Origin of the sequence: Micromonospora sp. NPDC049089 (assembly GCF_040648775.1) — a bacterium.
In the GTDB taxonomy this organism is placed as follows: domain Bacteria; phylum Actinomycetota; class Actinomycetes; order Mycobacteriales; family Micromonosporaceae; genus Micromonospora.
In genome coordinates, this window is sequence record NZ_JBEZEH010000104.1 from 1 (window position 1) to 23,546 (window position 23,546).

Annotated in this window: 11 protein-coding genes and 1 pseudogene; 8 read left to right on the top strand and 4 right to left on the bottom strand. The window is 71.7% G+C overall.

The window, feature by feature from the left end; translation table 11 throughout:
- Window positions 1–204, bottom strand: a pseudogene (locus AB0B48_RS18895) (hypothetical protein); the annotation flags it as partial.
- Here AB0B48_RS18895 and AB0B48_RS18900 point away from each other — a divergent pair.
- The 3 genes from AB0B48_RS18900 (at window position 203) to AB0B48_RS18910 (ending at window position 9,161) form a co-directional block, all read left to right on the top strand.
- On the top strand, window positions 203–7,576 hold the full coding sequence (locus AB0B48_RS18900; protein WP_357203026.1) for a SpvB/TcaC N-terminal domain-containing protein: 7,374 nt from the start codon (window positions 203–205) through the stop codon (window positions 7,574–7,576). The pseudogene AB0B48_RS18895 and the gene AB0B48_RS18900 overlap by 2 nt on opposite strands.
- 96 nt (window positions 7,577–7,672) lie before the next feature.
- Entirely contained in the window at window positions 7,673–8,512 is an 840-nt protein-coding gene (locus tag AB0B48_RS18905) for a helix-turn-helix domain-containing protein (protein ID WP_357203029.1), read from the top strand.
- A gap of 67 nt (window positions 8,513–8,579) precedes the next feature.
- Window positions 8,580–9,161 (top strand): dihydrofolate reductase family protein, encoded by a 582-nt coding sequence (locus tag AB0B48_RS18910; protein ID WP_357203032.1) that lies wholly within the window; start codon window positions 8,580–8,582, stop codon window positions 9,159–9,161.
- Window positions 9,162–9,561: 400 nt separating this feature from the next.
- On the opposite strand, the gene AB0B48_RS18915 is transcribed toward AB0B48_RS18910, so the two are convergent.
- Window positions 9,562–11,667, bottom strand: coding sequence for a tetratricopeptide repeat protein (locus tag AB0B48_RS18915; protein ID WP_357203035.1), 2,106 nt, complete (start codon window positions 11,665–11,667; stop codon window positions 9,562–9,564).
- Window positions 11,668–11,777: 110 nt separating this feature from the next.
- On the opposite strand from AB0B48_RS18915, the gene AB0B48_RS18920 reads away from it, so the two are divergent.
- Both AB0B48_RS18920 and AB0B48_RS18925 read left to right on the top strand, forming a co-directional pair.
- Complete coding sequence (locus AB0B48_RS18920; RefSeq protein WP_357203038.1) at window positions 11,778–15,275, top strand: hypothetical protein; 3,498 nt, start codon at window positions 11,778–11,780, stop codon at window positions 15,273–15,275.
- Window positions 15,272–16,231 (top strand): SEFIR domain-containing protein, encoded by a 960-nt coding sequence (locus tag AB0B48_RS18925; RefSeq protein WP_357203056.1) that lies wholly within the window; start codon window positions 15,272–15,274, stop codon window positions 16,229–16,231. The genes AB0B48_RS18920 and AB0B48_RS18925 overlap by 4 nt, the downstream gene beginning before the upstream one ends.
- Window positions 16,232–16,444: 213 nt before the next feature.
- Here the strand turns inward: AB0B48_RS18925 and AB0B48_RS18930 are convergent, their stop codons facing one another.
- Window positions 16,445–17,737 carry a serpin family protein gene (locus tag AB0B48_RS18930; protein WP_357203041.1) on the bottom strand — a complete coding sequence of 431 codons (1,293 nt, stop codon included), beginning with the start codon at window positions 17,735–17,737 and terminating at the stop codon, window positions 16,445–16,447.
- Between the two features lie 157 nt (window positions 17,738–17,894).
- On the opposite strand from AB0B48_RS18930, the gene AB0B48_RS18935 reads away from it, so the two are divergent.
- Window positions 17,895–19,142 (top strand): FAD-dependent monooxygenase, encoded by a 1,248-nt coding sequence (locus tag AB0B48_RS18935; protein ID WP_357203044.1) that lies wholly within the window; start codon window positions 17,895–17,897, stop codon window positions 19,140–19,142.
- Between the two features lie 8 nt (window positions 19,143–19,150).
- The gene (locus AB0B48_RS18940) at window positions 19,151–19,639 is read left to right on the top strand and encodes a MarR family transcriptional regulator (RefSeq protein ID WP_357203047.1); all 489 of its coding nucleotides are present in this window, start codon (window positions 19,151–19,153) and stop codon (window positions 19,637–19,639) included.
- A 25-nt stretch (window positions 19,640–19,664) separates the two neighbouring features.
- Here AB0B48_RS18940 and AB0B48_RS18945 read toward each other — a convergent pair whose 3' ends face one another.
- A complete protein-coding gene (locus tag AB0B48_RS18945) occupies window positions 19,665–22,520 on the bottom strand; it encodes a BTAD domain-containing putative transcriptional regulator (RefSeq protein WP_357203050.1) in 2,856 nt (951 codons plus the stop codon).
- 189 nt (window positions 22,521–22,709) lie between these two features.
- Between AB0B48_RS18945 and AB0B48_RS18950 the strand changes: the two genes are divergently transcribed.
- A partial coding sequence (locus AB0B48_RS18950; RefSeq protein ID WP_357203053.1) for a hypothetical protein occupies window positions 22,710–23,546 on the top strand: 837 nt, incomplete at its 3' end.

Consider the following 23,546-nt stretch of genomic DNA (forward strand, 5'->3'; position numbering starts at 1 on the left):
CGGCGCTCCCGGCGGACCGGGTGGGGCATTCGGACCGGGCGGGCCGCCGACCGACGCGACCGGCGCCGGGTCGCCGCCGGCCGGTCGGGGCGCGACCGGGCCGGGACTCGGCGGACCGGCGATCAGCCTGCCCACCGGCGGCGGCGCGATCCGGGCCATCGGCGAGACGTTCGCCGCCCACCCGGTCACCGGGACCGGCGGCATGTCCGTTCCCATCCCGGTCAGCGGCGGCCGGTCCGGGTTCCAACCCGACCTGACCCTCAGCTACGACTCGGGCACCGGGAACGGCCCGTTCGGCATCGGCTGGCAGGTGCCCGTGCCGGCCATCACCCGGCGCACCGACCGCGGCCTGCCCCGCTACGACGACACCGACACCTTCCTGCTGTCCGGGGAGGACGACCTGGTCCCGGTGCCCGGCGGCACACCGGTCGCCGGGCACACGGTGCAGCGGTTCCGGCCACGGACCGAGGGGGCGTTCGCCCGCATCGAGCGGTGGACCCGGGACTCCGACGGCGACGTGCACTGGCGCACCCTGTCCGGGTCGAACCTGCTGGCCGTGTACGGCCGCGACGGCGGCTCCCGCGTCGGGCTGGGCGGGCGGGTGCACACCTGGCTGCTCTGCGAGACCCGCGACGATCGGGGCAACGCGGTCACCTACACCTACAAGGCCGAGGACACCGCCGGCCTGGACCTGGACCGGCCGCACGAACGGCACCGCACCGACCGGAACGTCAACCGCTACCTCAAGTCGGTGCGGTACGGCAACACGGTGCCGCTGCTCGACTCCGACGGCCGGCGCCCGGTGGACCTGACGCCGACCCAGATCGCCGACGCCGGCTGGCTGTTCGAGGTCGTGCTCGACTACGGCGAGCACCACCCGGACACCCCGCTACCTGCTGACACCGGGGACTGGACCTGCCGGCCGGACCCGTTCTCCACCTACCGCGCGGGGTTCGAGGTCCGCACCTACCGGCTGTGCCGCCGGATCCTGATGTTCCACCACTTCCCCGACGAGCCAGAGGTGGGCGCGGACTGCCTGGTCCGCGCGGTGGAGCTGGAGTACGCCACCGGGCCGGTGCTGTCCACCCTGGTCGAGGTGACCCAGCGCGGCTACGCCCCGGCCGCCGGCGGCGGGCGCACCAGCGCCGCACTGCCCCCGGTGACCTTCGAATACACACCGGCCACCATCGCAACGACCACCCGGGAACTGGAGCGCGGCAGCCTGGAGAACCTGCCGGCCGGCGTGGACGGACGGACCGAGCTGTGGGTGGACCTGGACGGGGACGGACTCGCCGGGGTGCTGACCGGGCACGACGGTGCCCTCTACTACCGGCCGAACCTCGGCGCCGGCCGGATCGGCCCGGTCGCCGCGCTGCCCACCGTGCCGTCGCTGACCAACCTGGCCGGCGGACGCCAGCAACTGGTCGACGTGAACGGTGACGGACGGATCGAGCTGGTCCAGCTCGGCACCGTACCGGCGGGCTTCGTCCGCCGTACCGACGACGCCGGCTGGTCCGGCTTCCAGCCGTTCCGCGAGCTGCCCGCCGTCGACTGGGCCAGCCCCGACCTGCTGCTGCTGGACCTCACCGGGGACGGCCGTGCCGACCTGCTGATCGCCGGTGACACAGTGCTGGCCTGGCACGAGTCGCTGGCCGAGGCGGGATACGGCCCGGCGCGACCCGCGATCTGGCCCGCCGACGAGGACCGTGGGCCGCGGCTGCTGCGCTCCGATGACCGGCAGAGCATCTTCCTCGCCGACATGTCCGGCGACGGGCTCACCGACCTGGTCCGGGTCCGCGACGGTTCCGTCTGCTACTGGCCCAACGTCGGCTACGGACGATTCGGCACCGCTGTCGAGATGGACGACGCGCCGTGGTTCACCGGGCTGGACGAGTTCGATCCGGCCCGGGTGCTCCTCACCGACGTGGACGGCACCGGCGTGATGGACCTGTGCTACCTGGGCCGGCGCGAGATCCGGCTCTGGTACAACCAGTCCGGCAACGGCTGGTCGGCCCCCGTCGAGCTGCCCGACCTGCCGCATGTCACGCCCGATTCGACGGTGACAGTGACCGACCTGCTGGGCACGGGCACCGGCTGCCTGGTGTGGTCGTCGCCGCTGCCCGGCGACGCCGCCGGCCCGGTGCGCTACCTGAATCTGGCCGCCGACGGCAAGCCGCACCTGCTCACCCGGGTGGTGAACAACCTGGGCGGCGAGACCACCATCCGGTACGCCACTTCCACCGCCTTCCAGCTGGCCGACCGGCGAGCCGGCCAGCCGTGGGTGACCGTGCTGCCGTTCCCGGTGCAGGTCGTCGAGCGGGTCGAACAGGTGGACCGGATCACCGGGACCCGGCTGGTCACCGGCTACCGCTACCACCACGGGCACTACGACGGCGTCGAGCGGGAGTTCGCCGGCTTCGGCATGGTCGAGCAGATCGACGGCGAGTCGTTCGTGGACCACGTGTTGGGCGTCGAGGCGGTCGACGGGAACCAGGACACCTCGCCCGAGCTGTACCAGCCACCGGTCACCACGAAGACCTGGTACCACACCGGCGCCCCGGTCGACCTGTCCGCCGAGTGGTACGCCGGCCGGCACCTGCCCAGCGAGGAGTTGCCGGCCGGAGTCTCCGCCGCGGAGCTGCGGGAGAGCCGGCGGGCGTTGCGCGGCCTGCCGCTTCGGCAGGAGGTGTACTCGTACGACGGCAGTGCCGCGCAGGAGCACCCGTACGGGGTGGTCGAGCAGACGTACCAGGTGCAGCGGCTGGACGCGCGGGTGTTCGTCGCCGTCGAGCGGGAGGCGGTCAGCCTCTCCTATGACCGGCAGCCGGACGAGCCCCGGATCAGCCACCGGCTCAACCTGGTCCTCGGCCCGTACGGCACCGTCGTCCAGGCTGCGGCGGTGGTCTACGGCCGCACCACGCCCGACCCGGAGCTGCCCGCCGAGGTGACCGCCGAACAGCGACGCCGTCACGTCACGTACGGCGAGCAGTGGTACACCCCGGACATCGACGAGACGCTGCCGGTGCCGGCGTACCGGATCCGCGCCGCGTACGAGGCGGTCGGGCACGAACTGACCGGGTTGGCCCCGGCCGGTCCGCTGTTCACCCGCGCCGAACTGCTCGTCGGGTTCGCCGCGGCCACCCCGATCGGGTACGAGGTGGTGGCCGACGAGGTCGGCGCGCAGCGGCGGTTGCTGTCCCGGTCACAGGTGCGGTTCCGGGACAACGCGCTGACGCCGCTGCCGGCCGGTCAGTGGGACAGCCTGGGGCTGGGGCACCAGACGTACCAACTTGCCTTCACCCCGGCCGCGCTGGCCGCCGGCTACGGCACGGCGGTGACCGACGCGGACCTGGCCGCCGCCGGCTACGTGCACCTCGACGGCGGCCCGGACTGGTGGATCCCGTCCGGCGAGCTGCGCTATCCAGACGATCCGGCCGCGCACTTCTACCTGTCCAACGGGGCCCGGGACGCGCTGGACATGGCGACGGCGGTCACCTTCGACGGCTACCACCTGCTCACCGAGCGGGTGACCATCGACCAGGCGGCCTGGTCGGTCACCACAGCTGTCAACGACTACCGGGTGCTCGGTCCGAGCCTCGTCACCGACCCGAACGGGCAGCGGCGCGCGGTGCGCTACGACGAGTTGGGCCGGGTGGTGGCCTCGGCGCTGCTCGGCCGGCCCGGCGCCGGGGACGGCGACACGCTCGACGATCCCACGTTGACGTTCACGTACGACCCGTTCAACTGGATGGTCAACGGCCAGCCCGCGTACAGCCGGGGCCGGCACCGGGAACGGCACGGCCCGACCAACCCGCGCTGGTTGGAGAGCTACGAGTACAGCACCGGCACCGGTGGTGTGGCGATCACCAAGTCGCGGGTGCATCCGGGCAGGGCCCTGGAGGTGGGTGAGGACGGGGTGGCCGTCGAGGTGGACGCCGACCCGCGCTGGGTCGGCACCGGCCGCACTGTGGTCAACAACAAGGGCAACCCGGTGAAGCGGTACCAGCCCTACTTCAGCACCACCCACGAGTACGAGGACGCGGCGGCGCTGCGCGAGATCGGCGCCACAGCGATTCGCTACTACGACCCGCTGGGCCGGGCCGTGCTGACCCGGTATCCGGACGGCACCCTCAGCCGGGTCGAGTCCACGGCCTGGTCGCACCGGTTGTTCGACGCCAACGACACGGTGCTCGACAGCCAGTGGTACGCCGAGCGGGGCAGCCCCGCCGTGTCCGATCCGGAACCGGCCGACCCGGCCACCCGCGCCGCGTGGCTCGCCGCCAAGCACGCCGACACGCCCTCCGTGATCCACTTCGACAGCCTCGGTCGGGCCGTCTACACGGTGGCCGACCGGGGCGCCGGCCAGCGGTTCGGCGTACGCACCAGGGGAGACCTCACCGGCCGGTCCTCGGACGGGTACGACGCGCTGGGCCGGCACATCGCCAACGCGGCCACCGCCATGCACGGCGCGGGAGTGCGGTCGTGGAGCGCGGAGAAGGGCGAGCGGTGGGTGTTCCAGGATGTGCTCGGCGGGGTGCGCCGGATCTGGGACGAACACGGCCGGACCTTCCGCACGACGTACGACGCCCTGCACCGGCCCGTCGGCGTGTACGTCCGCGAGTCCGCCGGCGCGGAGCGCTGTGTGCAGTACGTGGTCTTCGGCGACCGGCATCCGGACGCGGCGACGCTGGGCCTGCACGGCGTGCCGTACCTGGTGTTCGACCCGGCGGGCCAGGTGCGGGTGCCCGAGGTGGACTTCAAGGGCAACCCGCGCCGCGCCGAACGGAGACTCGCCACCGATCACGTCGACGGCCCGGACTGGTCGCCGGTGGCAGCCGCGCCCGACCACGCAGCGCTGCTGGCCGCCGCGGCGCCACTGCTGGAGAGCGAAGTCTTCGGCACCGCCGCCGAGTACGACGCGGTGAACCGCCCGACAGTGGTCACCCTGCCCGACGCCACCGAGCTGCGACCGACCTACCTCGAGGGCGGCATGCTGGGCCGGCTCACCGCGCGGCTGCGCGGCCAGGGCGCGGAGGTGGAGTTCCTGTCCGAGCAGGACTACGACGCGCTGGGTCGGCGGCGGTTCGCCCGGCACGGCAACGGGCTGGTCACCGAGTACTTCTACGACCCGATGACGTTCCGGTTGGAACGTCTGCTCACCGCCGGGGTGCGCGACCTGCACTACACGTACGACCCGGTGGGCAACCTGACCCGGGTGGCCGAGCCGGGCGCGCCCACCTTCTTCGGCAATGCGGCGGTGCCGGCCGCCAGCGACTACGCGTACGACCCGCTCTACCAGCTGGTCCGTGCGAGCGGGCGGGAGTTGGCCGGGGCGCCCAACGACGCGATCCGCGACCACACCGATGTGCCACCGGCCGGAAGCCTCACCGATCCCGGCGCGGTACGTGCCTACACCGAGGAGTACGAGTACGACCCGCTGGGCAACCTCACAGTGCTCCGGCACCGGTTCCGGACGCAGGCCGGTGTAGGTGCCGGCTGGACCCGGCATCACCGGTACGCGTACCAGGACGACCCGGCCGACGCCACGAACCGGCTGGCCTCCACGAGCCTCCCCGGCGACGCCGACGGTGGCCCCTACTCGGCCCTGTACGCGCACGACGCCGTCGGCAACCTGACCGTCATGCCGCACCTGCCGGCCCTGGAGTGGAACGTCCACGACCAGCTCCGCCGGGTCGACCTTGGCGGCGGTGGCGAGGCCCGGTTCGTCTACGCCGCGAGCGGGCAGCGGCTGCGCAAGGTCGTGGACCGGCCGGGCAGCGTCCAACTCGAATGGATCTTCCTGGGTGCGGTCACCGTGTTCCGCCGACGCAACCGGGTCACCGGCACCCTCCAGCACGAACGGTGGACCACCACGATCGCCGACGACACCGGCCCGGTCGCCCAGGTGGAGGTCAAGACGGTCGACGTCGGCGGCTTCGACCCGGCCAACCCGCTCGGCGTTCCGCTGATCCGTTACCAGCTCACCAACCACCTCGGCTCGGCCGTGCTGGAGACCGACGCGGCCGGAGTGCTCATCTCCTACGAGGAGTACCACCCGTACGGCACTACCGCCTACCGGTACGGCCGGCCGGGCGCCGACCTCAGCCTGAAGCGGTACCGCTTCGGCGGGCACGAGGTGGACGACGAAACCGGCTTCTGCTACGCCGGGGCCCGGTACTACGTGCCGTGGCTGGGACGGTGGGCGAGCAGCGACCCGGGCGGCTTCGCCGACGGGGGCAACCTGTTCCGGTACTGCCGCAACAACCCGGTGGGAATGGTCGACCCGGCCGGGTTCAATCCCACCACGGTCAAGGGGCCGGAAACCCACGACATCTCCATAACGGAGTCCCACTTCACCGGGTCCGAGAACCCCACAGTGGAGGACTTCCGCCGCTACCTCAGCAGCCACGGCGCGACCCTCGACCCACGGATCAACAACAAGAACTCGGTCATCTACTACCAGGCCAACGTCACCCTCAACCTGGAGGGGGGCAACTGGTCCGAGCACCCGGGCGGCACCTGGGTGCTGCACGCCGTACTGCCGCCCCCGGCACCACCGAAGCCGAAGCCGGCGCCGCCTCCGCCGCCACCGGAGCCGCCACCAGCCGAGCCGCCGCCACCCACGCCGGCCCCGCCACCCGAACCGCCGCCGGCCGCGCCGCCGGCCGACTCCGGCGGCGGCAAGGCTCCGGCCGCACCCGGCGCCGTCGGCGGGGCCGCCGCGCACACCGCGCCCGCCGCCGAGAAGTTCATCTGGAACTTCAAGTTCAAGGGCGGCCGGGGGACGTTCCGCGGCAACATCCTCGAATGGCTGTACGGCATGCCGTGGCGCGACAACACGGCGGACTTCGACCTGGAGACCAGCACCACGGTCAAGCAGATCAAGTCGACCGACCGGTACCGCAAGGCCGGTGACATCGCCCGGGAGGCGACCCGGGACGCGGATGCCGCGATCCAGGCCAACCCGAGCGGCACCATGGCCGGCAAGCGATCTCAGGCCGTCATCATCACCGAGACCGACGCGCCGGCCAGCGCCGGAAACGCGATCCGCACTGCCACCAACCCGGGACGCGGTCGGGATATCCCGGCCAGTGCCACGGCGCCCGAGCACGTGCGCGGGCTGCCGGGCCGGACCGGCATGCTCGGCAAGGGGCTCAGTGTCCTCGGCTTCGGCCTGTCGGCGTTCGCCCTGTGGGGCGACTACCAGCACGGCGACTGGGAGATGGGCGTCGGTGACGCGCTCGGCGCGGTCGGCGGTGGCCTGGAGCTGTACGCCATCGCCGTGCCCGGTGCCACTGTCGCCACCGTCAGCGCGATGACCGCCGGACTGGTGATCGGTGGCATCGGTCTGGCAGCCGTCTCGTACGTCAGCATGAACCGGGCCGCCGAGGCCGGCGACACGTCGGGGGTGGTGGCCGGTGGCGTCGGCATCGGGGCGGGTCTGGCCATCGCCGCGGGTGCCATCGGCATCGCGGCCGGCAGCGTGGTGATCGCTCCGGTCGTGCTCGTCGTCGGCATCGTCGCCGCCATCGGCGTGGGAATCTTCCACGCGGGCCGTTACTTCGACTGGTGGTGACCTCAGCGTCGACAGTAGGTTTGCCACACCCTTCGGCCCGGCTGACCGTCCGCGCCGTTGCCGTCCTGCCGCGGCCACGTCGGCGATACTGTGGGCGTGGAGTACGTGTCCAGAGTGCCGCGACCGCCGCTGGACGGGCTGATCGACGACCTCTACTACCTGGAGGGTGCGCCGCCGTACGCCCGGCTGACGCTGCCGGCAAGTCCGGCGGCTTTCCTCGTCGTCAACCTCGGGGCACCGTTCCGCATCCGCGCCGGCGCCGACGTCCAGACGGCCGAGTACGCCGACGGCTGCGTGGTCACCACGCCCACCCGTGCGTTCGAGTTCGGCTACCCACTCCGGACCCGGTCCGTCGGCGTGCACTTCAAGCCGTGGGGGCTGGCACCGTTCCTGCCGATGCCCGCGGTGGAGCTGTGTGACCGGCCGGCGACGGTGGAGCAGGTGTGGGGCCGGCCCGCCATCGCCGAGCTGCGAGACCGGCTGGCCTCGGCCGAGGGACCCCACCAGATGCTGACGCTGCTTGAGGACGAGCTGATGCGACGGCTGGGCGACGCGGCCGGCCTGGGGCTGGTCCGCCATACGAGCCGCATCATCGCCGCGACCAGTGGGGCGGTGGCGATCGACGACCTGAGGGTTTCCGCCGGTGTCAGCAGCACTCACCTCGCACAGCGGTTCAAGGAGTTCGTCGGCGTCACACCGAAACGGTTTGCCCGCACCTACCGCTTCGCCGCCACCGTGCTCTCGATCAACCCCGCCGAACCGATCGACTGGGCCGACCTCGCCGGTGGCGCCGGCTACTTCGACCAGGCCCACTTCGGCCACGAGTTCAGGGCCTTCACCGGGCTCACGCCCACCCGGTACGTCGAGGTCCGGCGGCGGTTCCTGCGCGAACATCCTGGTCACGTGCTGGACGGCTGGCCGCTGCCGAGCGATTGATTCCTTACAAGAGCGGCAGTCCACGGGGCTCTAACCTGAGGCCATCCCCAAGCAGAGGAGCGCGCCGATGGGCGACGTGGTCATGTACAGCTCGGTGTCGGTGGACGGCTTCATCGCAGACGAGAACGACCAGCCCGGACCGCTGTTCGACTGGTTGACCAGCGGTGACGTCCCGTTGGACGAGAGCGGCGCGTTGAAGGTGTCACAGATGTCCTACGACTATGTCCGGCCGTACTGGGACCGTATCGGGGTGACGATCGCGGGCCGCCACGTCTTCGACATGACCGACGGCTGGGACGGGAAGCCGCCGAGCGGAATCGACCATGTGGTCGTCGTGACGCACCGGCCGAAGCCCGAGGGCTGGGATCCCCAAGCGCCGTTCCACTTCGTCGACGGCGTAACGGCAGCTGTGGCCAAGGCGCAGGAGCTCGCGGGTGACCGCGTCGTCGAGGTCGCCGCTGGCGACGTCGGCGGCCAGGTGCTTGCCGCGGGCCTGGTCGACGAGGTGCGAATGGACGTCGTACCCGTGGTGTTCGGGTCCGGAAAGCGCTACTTCGGGTCGGTCCACGCGCAGCACCTGTTGGGGGATCCTGACGTGGTGATTCAGGGCAACCGGGTGCTTCACCTGCGCTATCGGGTGCGCCGTTGACCGATCTGGGCGGGCTGGCAGGTTGCGCGCTGGAGGAAGAGTCGAGGTCGCGCTCCGCCTGCGCCCCTGCGGGATCACCGTGGCCCCGTTGGATACTGATGGGTCAGCTCTCGGCGACCAGTTCGAGGTAGGTATCAACAACGGTGTTGCGGGCCACCCAAGATCGGCTGCTAGCGCACGGGACGACGGCAGCGCGGGCACCGACGTCCGGTCCGGATGGCCTTTCCGGCGGGCGTCCGTGAGCCCGGCGCGCAGGCCGGGGCCGGCCAGGTCAGGTCCGGGCATCCAGCCGATCTCAGGGCTGGACTTGGCTCAGTAGTTGAGGTTGACGCCGGGTTCGTGGTGGGCATGGTGGTCGACCACTGGCTACGACGGCCAGATCGTCGAAGGGTGGGCGGCTCTACGGGCCGCCCAGGCTCAGGATTCGGTCGGAGACGCGACGGGCCTCCGCGGTGCGGAGCTGCGACTCGTAGAGCGTCAGCGCACGCTGCCACGCGAAGCCCGCACGCTGGTCGTCGCCCGCAGCGGCGTGGGCGTCACCGAGATGCTCGACCACGGCGGCTTCGAGGTACGGGTTGGCCGTGCCGTCCGCGAGCGCGCGTGAGTAGTGCTCGATTGCCTCGTCCGGCTGCCCCAGCAGGCGAGCGATGTGGCCCAGGTTGTCGAGGGTGACCGCGGAACCGGCCGGGTCTCCGTTCCGCTCGTGCAGGGCGAGAGCCTGCTGGGCGGCCGTTCGAGCCGCCTGATGATCGCCCAGATCGGCGAGCTGGCGGGCCACCCGGTTCAGCGCATGAGCCTCGCCGACTGGGTCGCCGCAGTCGCGGTACAGGCGCAACGCCTCGCGGGCGTGGCGCAGGCCGGCACCGTGCTCGCCGACAATTGACGACAGGCGCGCCAGGTCGTGCCGGGTGTGCGCCATGGCGAGCGTGTCGTCGTAATCGTCGGCGGCCTGCAGGGCCAGGTTAAGGTGACGGCGCGCGTCGTCGTAACGCTGTGCGTGGGTAAGCGCCCGGCCGAGCTGCCGCTCCGCCAAGGAGATCGCATACGGTTCGGCGAGGGCGTGGGCGGCGGCGGCGCCCCGGCGCGAGGTGTCCACATTGTCGACTAGCAGCGCCCAGCGGTGCTGGTAGGTGTCTAGCAGGCGGGCCAGCAGCCAGACGTGGCGCCACCAGCCGAGCTGTTCAGCCTGCCGGAGAACAACGAGCAGCTGGCCATACTCGGTGTTGAACCAGGCCAGGGCTGCGGACTCGTCGGTGAGCAACGCCGTGCTGACCCCGGGTGCCAAGTGTTCCAGCGTGACCGGTGTGCGGAAGGGAAACAGCAGCCGATCCGCCCGGTAGGCGGTGCCCAGGTAAAAGTCGGTCAGCCGTCGCACGGCGGCAATGCGGTCCGCCGTCGGTTCGTTTTCCTCGGCGAGTGCTCCCGCGTGCCGTTGCAGCAGGGCGTGCATCAGATAGCGGCGCGGGGTGGGCTCTTCCACCAAGTTCGCTCTCTCCAGTTCGTCCAGCAGCGCCGTGGCCCGCCGCGGCGCAAGACCTAGCAGACTCGCGGCGGCGTGCTGCCCGAGCAGGGCGACCGGCGCTGTGCCGACGAGCCGGAATGCCCGGGCCTGCGGCGGAGTGAGGCGGGAGGTCGACCAGGAGAAGACGGACTGCAGGCGCATGGATTCCGTGCCCGCGTCGAAGCCGCTGAGGTGCGCCTCCGCCGCACCGAGTTCGTCGATAACTTTGGACAGAGGGTGCCCGGGATGCCGGGACGCCCTGGCTGCGACGATCGACAGGGCCAACGGCAGCCCGCCGCAGTGCTCTATCAGGGCGTCGAGGGCGGCTGGTTCAACGCCAGCCGCCGACTCAGCGAGGTTCTCGGTGAGCAGCGCGGCCGATCCCACCCGGTCCAGGAGACCGAGCCGGATCCGGCGGACCCTGCCGGTGCCCAGGCCAGCCAGATGGTGGCGGCTGGTAACGACGACCGCGGTGGGCGCTGCCGCAGGCAGCAACGGAACGACCTGTGCCGCGGTGGCGGCGTTGTCGAGGACGATGAGGATACGTTTGTCGGCGAGCCGGCTGCGGAACAGCGCTGATGCCGCACCGGTGTCGGTCGGGACCGCGCTGGCCGGAACGCCGAGGGCGGCCAGGAAGCCGCGAAGCACCGTGAGCGGCGGCGGGCCTTGCTCGCCCGTGCCGAACCCACCGAGGTCGGCGAAGAGTTGCCCGTCCGGGAAGCGGTCCAGGCGCCGATATGCCCATTCCAGCACGAGGGTGGTCTTCCCGATGCCCCCGGGACCGTCGATCGCCGCCACGAAGAGATCACCCGTGCGGAGGGCATCGTCCAGTGCGTCGGCCTCGTCGTCCCGGCCGACCAGCAGCCACGGCCGGGCCGGCAGCTGACGAGGGAGCGGCAGCGTCTGCTCAGGGGACGCCTTGAGGTGGACTCCGCCGCGTACGCTACCTGCCTGAACGACGATGTGGGCGGTGCCGTCCAAGAAGTTGTCGGTGGACCCTGTCATCGGCAGCCCCCGATACGGTGGGATGTCGATACAGTCTCCTCCGGCAAGCCCCGTGGTGGAACCGGCCATCGCGGTGTGTGGCCATGTTCTGCGCGTGCAAAGGGGCCGACGTGGATGTGGAGAACGCGGGCAAGCTGATTCGAGTGGCGGTCGCTGGAGTGACGGCCGGTGTACCGGTGCTGGGCATGGCCGCCCCGCCCGCGCTAGTCCGGATCGAGCCGTGCGACGCGGATGTACAGGTGCGGATCGACGCGACGGCGGGCGGCGGGCGGCTGCTGGTCCGCTGCCTTCGCGACGGGGTCGCGGCAGAGATCGCCGCGCTGCTCGATCCCGGAGGGCCCGAGGACTGCACGGTGCTCGTGCTCCCTCGGGACTCGTCCGCCGGGCAGCAGGAGTTGCTCGCTGCTATCAGGGCGTTGGCCCGCAGGGCGGCGGTCGCTCTCGACAGTGACCGGTTCGCTGCCGAGGTGATCCGCGGCGATCGGCACACCTATGCCCGCACGGTGCTCGCCGCGATGCACGGTGCCGGCGCGACGGCGGAACGCCGGCGGCATGTGCACGCTCGCCTGCGCCGGTTGCGGGTGCCGCGGCCTGCCGACGTGGCCGGCCTGTTGACGGTCCGCATCGCGGACCCCGCCGTTCTGGCGTCCGCCGTGCAGCGCTCCGACCGGGTGCTGGCGAGCTGGCCCCGGACGGTGGACCTCGCCCGGCAGGCACCGGCTGCGACGCCAGCGGCGCGGGGCAGGGTCGTCGCAGTCCCTGGGCGCGGTAACCCCGCCGAGGACCGCACCCGCCACGACGTGGTCGAACGGCTCGCGCAGCTGCTCGCCGACCGGGCCGCAGCAATCCGGGTCGCGCTGGTCGCTGGCTCCGGGATGGGCAAGAGTTCCCTGGCGGTAAGGATGTGTCGCAACCTGGCGGACGATTACACGGTGGTCGGCTGGCTATCCGCGACAAACTCCACCACTTGGCGCTCGTCGGTCGCCCTGCTCACTGAACGCCTAGGGATCGACGGCGCCAATCCGGACGACCTCTGGGAGGCACTCGGCGAACGACGGCCGGCCCTGATAGTGGTGGACGACGCCCCGGAACCGACGGCGTTCGCGGCCGCGCTGCCCTCGATACCGGGGGTGCACGTGCTCGTTACCTCGCCCTCGGTCCGCTGGCGCGCCGAAGCCGCCACGGTCGAACTCGAGCCGCTGTCCGAGGCGGACGGCATCGAGTTCCTGCTGGCCCGCACCGGTGCCGAAGACGAGCGGCTCGCCACTGAGGTTACCCGCCGGCTCGGTGGCTTTCCGCTCGCGCTCGAGCAGGCGGCGGCCGCCGCCGTCGACGGGCTATCGTTGCGCGGCTGGCTGGATCGTTACGTCGACGCGCCCGTCGCCGGGGCGGCCGCTCTCGAACGGGCTTGGCGGATCCGCCTGGCGGCTCTGCGCGTCAGTCATCCGGATGCGCTGGCACTGCTGCACATTCTGTCCTGCGCCCAGCCCGCCCCGGTCTCCGGCGAGCTGCTGTCCGGACTGGGCCGCGACTACGGCGACAACCCCGCCGTCGGCGTGTGCGCCGAAACCGAACGCCGTGACGCCGCCGTCACCGAACTGCGGGCCCAGTCATTGATCCGGACCGGCGCCGACGAGGAGACGTTTCTGGTCCATCCACTGCTGGCCGGTGCGGTCCGGGACGAGGCCGGCCGGGATACTGCCGGGGTCGCGCTGATGGTTGCCGCCGTTGCTGGTCGGCTGCTGGACGACGAGGACGTCGACGACGCCGATCTCTGGTCGCGCACCATGGCGTTGTCCGCCGTCGCCGTGGCGGCCTGTCACCTGGTCCTGGACGGATCCCGGCAACGCCCAGGCAGCGTCGCCCCCGACCGGTTGCGTGGTCTGGCCAATCACGCGCTCTGGCTGCCCCGGGCCTACCTGCACGAGCGTGGCGCGGCCCGCGGCGCGTACCGGGTCGCCCTACTGGCGCTGGCGATGCACGGCGACGATTTCGCTGCGGCGGCTGTGCCCGGGGTGTCCGCCGAGGTGGTCGACGCGTTCGACGATCTCGACCCGGCCATAGTGGTGCCCGCAGACCGGCTTGCCCATGTCGCGGGCGCCGACGCGCGGACATCGGCCGCGCGCTGGCTCAACGAGACCGACTCGCTGCTCATGGACATGGATCTGGCCGAGGCCGAGGCGTACGCTCGGCGGGCTTTGACGATCCTTCCCCGCCGGACCCGCGGGACCGTCGACGCGGACACCGTCCCCTGGTCGACGATGATCCGGTTGGAGATCGGGGACAACCTCGGCTTCATCCTTCAACTGCGGGAAAGGTTCCCGGAGTCCGCGAAGGTGTACGACGCGGCGATCCGTCACCTGCTGTCCTTCCCCGGGGGCGGCGCCGAGAGCAAGTACGCCGAACTGCTCAACGACCGTGCGCTGCTGCTGCTCGACACTGGCCGATACGAACAGGGTGTGGCGGAGTTCAGCGCCGCCGCCAACCTGGCACGGACGAAGTCGCAGGGTGCCGGGGTACTCCACAACATCAACAACAACTTGGCACGCACCGAGCATCTGACGTGGCGGCTGCGGTCGGCGCGCGACCGGCTGAACAGCGGGCTGCACTGGCTGCTGGACCGCTCTGCGGCACAGAGCACGGACGTTGCGATCGCCCAGTGCAACCTTGGGCTGGTGACCTACGACCTCGGTGAGACCGACGAGGGGTTCGCCCTGGTCCATGGTTCCTGGCAGACCCTGCGGGACCGGCTCGGACACGAGGACCGGGAGACTCTGATCCGGCGGCTGGCTTTGGCCGAGTTGCAACTGGCCCGGGGTGACCGCCGGGCCGCCCATCAAGCGGTCCTTCTCGATCTGGCAGCTTGCGTGGCAGAGAACGGGTCTGACTCCGTCTGGGCCATCGTCCACCGGCTGCGGGCGGCGTGGCTCACCGGCCTCGCGGCGCAGCCGCCGGGGACGATCCAAGAGTTGGCCGCGGCGGTGGAACGGCGCTTCGGCGCGAGCACCGCCTATGCCGCGATGGCCCGGGACGCTCTCGCCGCCTGGCGCCTGGCCGACCCGGACACGGTCGAGCCGGACGACATCGCATCCGCAGGGAAGGCCGTCCGTTACTCCGCCCGGTCTCTCGGCTCGGGTCACCCACTGACGCTATTGTCCAGCGCCCGCCTCGCATTGCTGCGCCGGGACGCCGTCCTCCGCCCACGTCCGCTGCGGACGTCGGCGGGGCGTGTCCTGCTGACCATGCTGGACTCGCTGCACCAGCCGGGAGATGGTGGGTTTGCCGAGGATCTCCGGCAGCACGGTCAGCCACCGGTGGACATGGCCCGGCCGGGGTGGGAGGCGGACCGCCTGCGCCACTTGCTCGCGGACGACGTCGTCGAACCCTCCGCCGGCGAGGAGATCTGCTGGCGTACAAACATCGGCCGGCTTGCGGCCTTGGCCGGGGCCGTCGACGCTGGTGTCCTGCTTCGAGAGGCGGCGGACCGCAGCGCGGCGCTGTATGGACCAGACCACCCCTGGACGCTGTCGCGGGCCGCAGCGGCCGCTGTCGCCGACGACGACCCGGAGACCCTGCGCGCTGTCGTGACCACACCTATTTGGCGATGAGCGCGATGACACACCGGGTCTTCATCGTATGGGCGCACCGCGACCAGCGCTGGAGCGCTCAGCAGCAGGCCCGCTACCAGGCTGCAGTGCTCGCCTTCGCTCGTACGCTCGATCGAGTCGAAGGTATCGAGGTGGAGTTCGATCTCTTCCACAGCGAGGACCGGACGGTCGACTTCACCCGTTGGGGACCAGACCAAATTTCATGGGCGGACACCGTCCTCATGATCAGCAGCGCACCCCTCTGGGACCGCTGGTCAGGCCGCAATCCGGCGAACGAGGGCGCGGGGGCGGTTCGCGAGTGCGACGCGTTGCATGGCCTGTTCGACACCGACCAGGAGGCCTTCCAGCGCAAGGTCCTCATCGTGGTACTGCCCGGCGGCATGGACGCGCCGGTCCCGGCTGATCTGTCCCGCATCCAACGCCGCATCGTGGACGATCCCCAGGCGACGCTCGTGCTGCGTTGGCTGCTGAACAAACCCCGGTACCCCCGCGGGACCGTGAAGACGCGGGTGGACCTTCCCCCGTTCCCCGAGGCGTCGTTCCCCGGCATGCCGTCCCGCCGAGCGGATCATCTCGCCGCCGAGCGCGCCCGCCGCAAGCAGCCATCACCCGTCCCTGACTGTCAGTGGTCTCCGTCGGGATCAGCGAAGTCAGCGGAGGTTCCGACAAAACCGATCACGGCCGGCATGCTCGCGGCCACTGTGGTTCCGTTGGCGAGCGGCGCTGCGGACGAAGCCGGCAAACAGGCTTGGGCGTCCCTGTCCGCCTTCGTGCGAGATCGCTTCGGTCGCGAATCGGAGCTGGGCGCCGCCGTCCAGGCCCTCGCCGACCAGCCGCATAGTCCGACCGTCGGCGAGGTGCTCGGTCGGATCCTTGAGGACGCCGCCGCCTCCGACGACCACACAGCGGCCTGGTTGCGCAGCTGGCTTGAACAAGCCGGCCCGCTGGCCGGGTAGCTGGCCGAGACCGCTCATCCGGCGGGGCTCCGTGTGCTGAGTCGCCTGGAAATTGGCTTCGGCTCGTGACCGTTCGGCTTGGGTCTGGTTAACCCAGCCGGTGACCAGTACGGGATCTGCGCTCGTGTCGAGGACGGCCAGGCGCCGGTTGATAGGCACGACCCTTCCGGCTCGGGGTACGAAACGACCGACGAAGTCGCCTGTCCCGTCCGGTCAGGCTGGGCCCTCGGCCAGCGGGTCGTGGACCCGGCCGAGGAACAGCGGTACGCCGGTGAGCCGGTCGTGAATGACGTACAGGAATGGCCGGTTGACGAAGAGCTGCGGCCCTTGCGGGATCGACGGCGGCCGGACGATGACGGCGGACGCGGCTGCGGCCTCGGTACCCTTCTCGTCCACCGCGATGAATGTCTCGTGCACCACGTCGTCGATGGACAGGGCCGGTTGGGTGCTCATGCCGGTGAAGTCGGCCTGTGACGTGAACGCGGTGGGCATGCCGAGGCTGCTCAGCGCGGCACGCAGCTCGGCCGGCAGGCGGAACGTCCACCGGGGCAGGCGCAGTTCGACGTCGGTGATCTGGAACCCGGTCAGCAACGCGCCCAGCCAGGTCGCATCGAGGCTCGCCTCGACCGCGGCGAGATCGTCCCGGGTGGGCATGACGATGGCCATGGCAAGCCCGTCGCCCGCGTACGGCACGTCGACCGCGCGCCAGCCGTCTCCCTCGAGGTAGCCCATCCGGTCGAACGGGCCGCGCATGATCGGCACGTCGACGACGGTCCCGTCATCTCTGGTGAATGGTCCCGTCGCGGTGGCCGCAGCAGTGAACGGGTACTTCCAGGCCGCCTTGAGGTAGAGCGTGTTTGTCAGGACCAGGCTGGTGTCGGGGCTCACGGCGTCGGACTGCAACAGCTCTGGGATCTTCGCGTTGGTCCGATCGGACACCCAGGTGTTGATCTCCTGTCGGGCCACTTCCGGCGCGCCGCGGAAGTCGACAAGTCGTGGCGTGGCACCGTAATAGCCGGCCAGGGTGTCCCGGAACCTGGGTCGCAGGACCAGATCGAGCCGCGTCCACAGCGCGTTGGCAGTGGTCAGCCGAGGCTGCTTGACTCCGTCACCGTCCTGGTAACGGCCGGCGAGCGCCTGCTCGACGGTGTTGAGTCCGCGGTCGAGCGCGCAGGGGCGCGGACGCGGCGCGTGAAGCACGGTGTCCATCTCGTCCGCCGTGGTCGAGCGGGCGCCCGCCCTGGTCATCGCGAGCGCGAGCCCGACCGAGTACGGCGCGCACACCACATTGCCGCCTGCCCGGGTCGCCGCCACTGTGCGGTAGAGGTCGGCTGTGAAGCCGCGAACGGCGGTGGCGGTGGCCTGCATCGTGGCCGGGTCGGGTGGGACGCGGTCCGTATCCGCCGAGGTGGACGGCGGGCCGGGCCAACGGAGATCACCCGGGGCGGCGGTGAGGGCAGCTGCCGCGAGCGGGACCGCCCGCAGAACGGATCGACGCGAGACCATATATCGAGGTTAGGGCAGTCCCACGGAAACCCGCCAGGCGCGAGCCGAAATTCATCGAAACTCAGCGATGTCTTTCACTCGTACCGGCACTTCAGCGAGTCTGCCTCGGCTCGGCCGGCGGCCTTGCCCAAATCATCTTAGTCATTAAGATAACCCCGTGACCATATCGACGGACTTCTCGGTGGCGATCGCCGGCGCCGGCCTCTCCGGCCTCTGTCTCGCCCAGTACCTGATGCGCGCCGGCATTGACGTGCATGTCTACGAACGGGACCCGGGCCCCTTCGTCCGGCGGCAGGGCTATCGGATCATCCTCGACCGGTACGGCCTGGAAGCGCTGCGCGAGAGCCTGCCGCGCTCGCTGTACAACCTGGCGCTGACCACCGGCGACGAGCCCGGCGGGCACCTACGCTTCACCGACAGCCGGCTGCGGGACGCATTCACCATCACCTTCAAGGACGAGCCACACGCGACCCGCCAGGTCGACCGGCTGACCCTGCGGTCGATTCTCCAGTCCGGGCTGAACGGGCGCATCCACTACGGCAAGGACGCCATCGCGGTGGACAGCGGCGACCCGGCACGGCCGCGGCTGCTGTTCTCCGACGGCGGCGCCGCGGCGGCAAGCGTCGTCGTGGGTGCGGACGGTGTCGGCTCGGCGCTGCGCGCGCAGATCATGCCGGACGCGAACCCGTCGAACAGCCCGATGGCGGGCATCTACGGCCGGTCGCCCCTCTGGCGCAACGGTGAGAGCATCATCCCGGAAGCGCTGCACAGCAGCGGGGTCCTGGCCATCGCCGACCGGCCTGGCCGCGCCTTCTTCTTCACCTCCATGCGGTTCGGCGAGAGCCCGTCGGAGGCGTTCGCGCGCCTGGCCCCGGGCAGCTATGCGCCCACCGGCGGCGACTATGTCATGTGGGGACTGTTGCTCCGGCAGGAGGAGGTGCCCATGGGCATCCGGGGCGACCTGCTGACGCTGTGGAGACTGGCCTCCGGGATGAGCATTGACTTCCACCCGGTCATCCGACGGCTGGTCGGTACGGCCGAGCTGGACGCCACGGTGCTCAACCTCTTCGCCGCCGGCCAGCGCCCGCGTCGGTGGGCGGTGCCCCGGGCAACGATGATGGGCGACGCCGTGCACGTCATGCCGCCGTTCGGCGCGCACGGCGGCAACACAGCGCTGCGTGACGCCGCCCTGCTCGGCCACAAGCTGGTCGAGGCGCGGGCCGCCGGCGCGCCGGTGGAGGAGGCGATCGCCAGCTACCAGGACGAGATGGTGCGGTACGCCTTCCGGGCCGTCGACACCGCGACCAGGCTGATGCGCCGCCTCACCGGGGGAGCGGCGGCACCCCACTGGGTGCTGACCCGCGTGCTACCTCGGCTGCACCGGGTCACCGTACCGGAGGGATGATTGCCGGCATGTCCCACGAGCCGGCCCGTGCGTCCGCGATCGCCGACCTGATGCGCGCCGGGCGGGAGATGTCGCGGCTGTCCATGGTGTTCCGATACGCCGTCGCGGAGCGGCTGGGCCTCACCGTGAGCGACCTGGAGTGCCTGGACTACCTGGCGGACGTCGGATCCGCCACCGCGGGGCAGGTCGCCGAGCGGACCAACCTCACCACCGGGGCGGTGACCAGCATGCTCCGCCGGCTTCAGCAGGCGGGCTACGTGACCGCCGAGCGCGATCCGGCGGACCGGCGGCGGTTGATCGTCACCCTGCGGCCGGAGCGGGCCGCCGAGTTGGAGCGGCCGTACGAGCGGTTCGCCGAGCGGGCGGAGCGACTCGTCGAGGGCTACAGCGTCGAGGAGGTCGCGCTGCTGGTCCGGCACTACGACCGTATGCAGGCGATGTACCTCGCCGAGTTGGACCGTCTCCGCGACGGCGACACCGCGCAGCGGTCAGCCTGAGACGGCGTGGCGCGTACCACGTCACCTACGGTTCCCCGCCGCCCGCCGACGCCGCAGGGACGGCCGGGGCGGCCAGCTTGACCCTGGGGCGGTCGGCGTCCGGATGGCGCAGCTCGTCGAAGATCGTCAGCGCCTCTCGCCACGCCCGACGCGCGGCGTCGAGGTCACCCGCGGCCCGCAGGCTGTCGCCCAGGTTGTCCAACACCTCCGCCTCGTCGTAGCGGTCGCCGAGCTCCCGGTGCAACTCCAGCGCCCGCCGGTAGCAGTCCGCAGCCCGATCGTGGTCGCCGAGACCGTGGTGGACGAAGCCGAGGCTGTCCCAGGTCAGCGCCGCGCCGTGCCGGTCGCCGGTCTCCTCGTGCAGCCGCAGGGCCGCCTGGCAGCAGTGCAGCGCCGGTCCTGGCTCGCCGAGCCTGGCGTGCATCCAGCCCAGATTGTTGAGCGCCTTGGCCTGCCCGACCCGGTAGTCGGCGGCCCGGTACAGGTCGAGGGCCAGCCGGGTCTCGTCGAGAGCCGCCCGCAGCCGGCCCTGCCGTGCGAGCACCCAGCTCACCCCGAGGTGCGTGTGCGCCCGTCCGGTGTCGTCGCCCAGCTCGCGATACAGCTCCAGGTCGCGCCGGTAGTGCCGGTGCGCCGCCTCGTGATCGCCGGACCAGGTGCAGGCGATGGCGAGACCCCGGTGCGCCAGGGCCTGACCGGCCAGGTCACCCCGGCGCAGCGCCGCCGCCAGGGCGGTCCGTTGCGCGGTGGCCAGCTCGGGCCAGTGCCCGCTGCGATCGAGGTACGTGGTGAGGGCCGCCGCCAGCGTCCAGACGTGCCGGTCCAGGCCGGCGCCCGCTGCCTGCTCCACACACGCCAGCAGGACGTGGTGCTCGGCGGCGAACCACGCGGTCGCCCACGCGTGCTCCGGGCGGTCGCCCACCGTCACACCCGGCTCGGGTGGAGGCAGCACCGCCGGCCGCGCCAACCGGTACGGGTCGAGCAGGTGGTCCGCCGCGCGCGAGGCGTGCAGGTAGTGGTCGAACAGGCGGCGTCGGGCGGCATTCCGCTCGGCCTCGGGGTCGGTGCCGTGACAGAGTTCGGAGGCGTACGCGCGAAGCAGGTCGTGCATCGCGTACCGGCCGGGGGTGCGCTCGGTGAGCAGGTTCGCCCTGGTGAGGTCGGCCAGCAGCGGTTCGACCCGAGCCGGCGGCAGGCCAGCGAGGCTGGCCACCGCCGCCCGTCCGGCGTCGGGGCCGGGATGCAGCCCGAGCAGCCGGAACAACCGGGCCGGGTCAGCGTCCAACGCCCGGTACGACCAGGAGAACACCGCCCGTACGTCGGTCGTGGGGTCGCCGGTGGCCAGTGCGGTGAGGCGAACCGGGTCGGTGTCCCGCAGTTCGGTGGCGAACGCCCCCAGCGGTACGTCGGGCTGCCCGACGGCGCGGGCCGCGACGACGGCCAGGGCCAACGGCAGGCCGGCGCAGCGGCGCACGATCTCGTCCAGCGCCGCCGCCTCGCGCCCGACACGCCCGCGGCCGAGCCGACCGGCCAGCAGCTCCCGGGCCTCGGCCGGCCGAAGCACGTCCAGCGTCACCGGGTGGGCCCCGGCGTTCACCACCAGGCCGGTGAGCCGATTGCGGCTGGTCACCACGACCAGGCTTCCCGGGGATCCTGGCAGCAGGGGCCGCACCTGCTCTTCGTCGCGAGCGTTGTCGAGCAGCACCAGAATCCGGCGGTCGGCGAGCAGGGTCCGGAACAGGGCGGCCTGCCGGGGCAGGTCGGTGGGCATCCGCTGTGGCGGCACGTGCAGGGCCTCCAGGAAGCCGCGCAGCGCCTCGCCCGGCGACACGGCCCGGCCGTCGAGGTCGAACCCGCGCAGGTTGACGTAGAGCTGCCCATCCGGGTACCGGTGCGCGACCCGGTAGGCCCAGTGCACCGCGAGGGTGGTCTTGCCGACCCCGGCGGTGCCGGCGATGGCGGAGATGACCACCGCCCGGCCCGGATCGCCGTCGCCGCCGTTCCGGGCGGCTCCCGCCAGTTCGGCGGGCAGCAGCGCGTCCAGTTGCCGCAGCGCCGTCGCACGGCCGGTGAACCAGGCGGGGGCGCCGGGAAGCTGCGCCGGAGACGGTCCGTGGGGCTCCGCAGGTGTGGGCTCGGCCGGCGGCGGCCCCCGCAGCACCCGCAGGTGGGCCTCGCTCAACTCGGGGCCGGGCTCCACGCCCAACTCGTCGACGAGGTGGCGGCGGGTCTCGGTGTAGAGCCGCAGCGCGGCGGCCCGCTGGCCGCAGCCGGCCAGGGCGAGCAGATACCCAGCCACCAGCGACTCCCGCAGCGGATGCTCGGCGACCAGGGGGCGTAGGGCACGCGCGGTCGCGGCGAACCGGCCGAGGCCGAGTTCCACGGCGGCGAGCCGCTCGTATGCGAGCAGGCGTTGCTCGTCGAGGCCGGTGGCGGCAGCGTCGACGAAGGCTCCGGTCGCTCCGGCCAGCGCCGGCCCTCGCCACAACGCCAGGCCGTCGCGCAGCAGTCGCGCCGCCTCTGCCCGCCGGCCGGCTGTCTCCTCGGCGCGGGCCCGCTCGACCGCCAGGGTGAACTCGGCGAGGTCCAGCTCGGCCATGGGTACGGTGAGCCGGTAGCCGCTGCCCTGGGTCGTCAGCAGGTCGGCCGCTCCTACCTCACGCAGGGCCGACCGGATTCGGGAGACGCAGACCTGAACCTGGGTCCGGGCGCTGGCGGGTGGTTCTTCGGCCCAGAGCGCCGACACGATCTGCCCGAGGGGCACCAGCCGGTCGGCGTTGAGGAGCAGCAGCGCGAGCACCGCGCGTTGCTGAGGGCGGTCGATGGGAAGGACCCGCCCTCCGGCGGTCACCTGGACGGGGCCGAGGAGGGACCACCGCATGGCTTTCCTGTTCAGTCGTGTTCGGACGTCCACAGTCTATGGACGACACGACCCTGCACGGCCGGCGCCAAGCGGTCGGATAGCGGACGACAAGCGGCCCCGCCCAGGCTCTCCTCAGTCGCCGGATCTGTTGGTCCGGGCGGGAGGCGGGCCGGCGTGATGTCGGCCGAGGCGGACAGGGAGAGCGACATGCGAGTAACCAAGGGGCGGGGCGTGCTGACGGCCGTCATGTCGACGGCGGCCGTGGTGGCCGGCATGGGTTGGGCGGCACCGGCCTCGGCGGAACCGGCAGGGTTGGAGACGGTCACCCAGTCGGCTGCGGAGAGCAGCCTGGACAAGTCGGCGTTCGCGTCCTGCCCGACCGGCAAGGTGGTCACCGGGGGCGGCGGCTTCCTCCTCGCCGGTTCGTCGGCCGCCGGACGGGTCGGGCTGGACCGGTTGGAGCCGCTGGCGAACGGCACCGGCTTCTTCGTGACGATGCGGGAGGTGGGCCCGGTCAACTTCACCGGCGACTGGGGATTGCAGGCCCTCGCTCAGTGCGCCACCACGCCGGCCGGGTACCAGGTGGTGGCCACGACCGGGGCGATCGGAACGGAGTTCGTCACGGCGAGCTGCGGGACGAAGAAGGTCATCGGCATGGGTGGGCGGATCAACAGCGGCCTGGGCGACGTCGTGCTCGACCAGGTGGTGCCGTCGTTCGACCTGACGTCGGTGACCGTCCGGGCGGTCCCGGTGCAGGGCACCTCGCCGTCCGGCTGGAGCGCCACCTCGATCGCGGTCTGCGCCGCCGCGCCCGCCGGGTTGGAGCGGATCTCGTCGACGGGGACGAGCGCGAGCGACCCGTCCTCCAACCGCGTCAAGGCGTGTCCGGCCGGCAAGGGCCTCTACAGCGCGGGCGCGGATATCAACGCCGGCAATGGTCAGGTGCTGCTGACAGCGGTCAACATCACCGGGGGTAACACCGTGCGGTTGCGAGCGGACGAGGACGCCGACGGCTTCGCCGGCTCGTGGAGCCTCAACGCATAC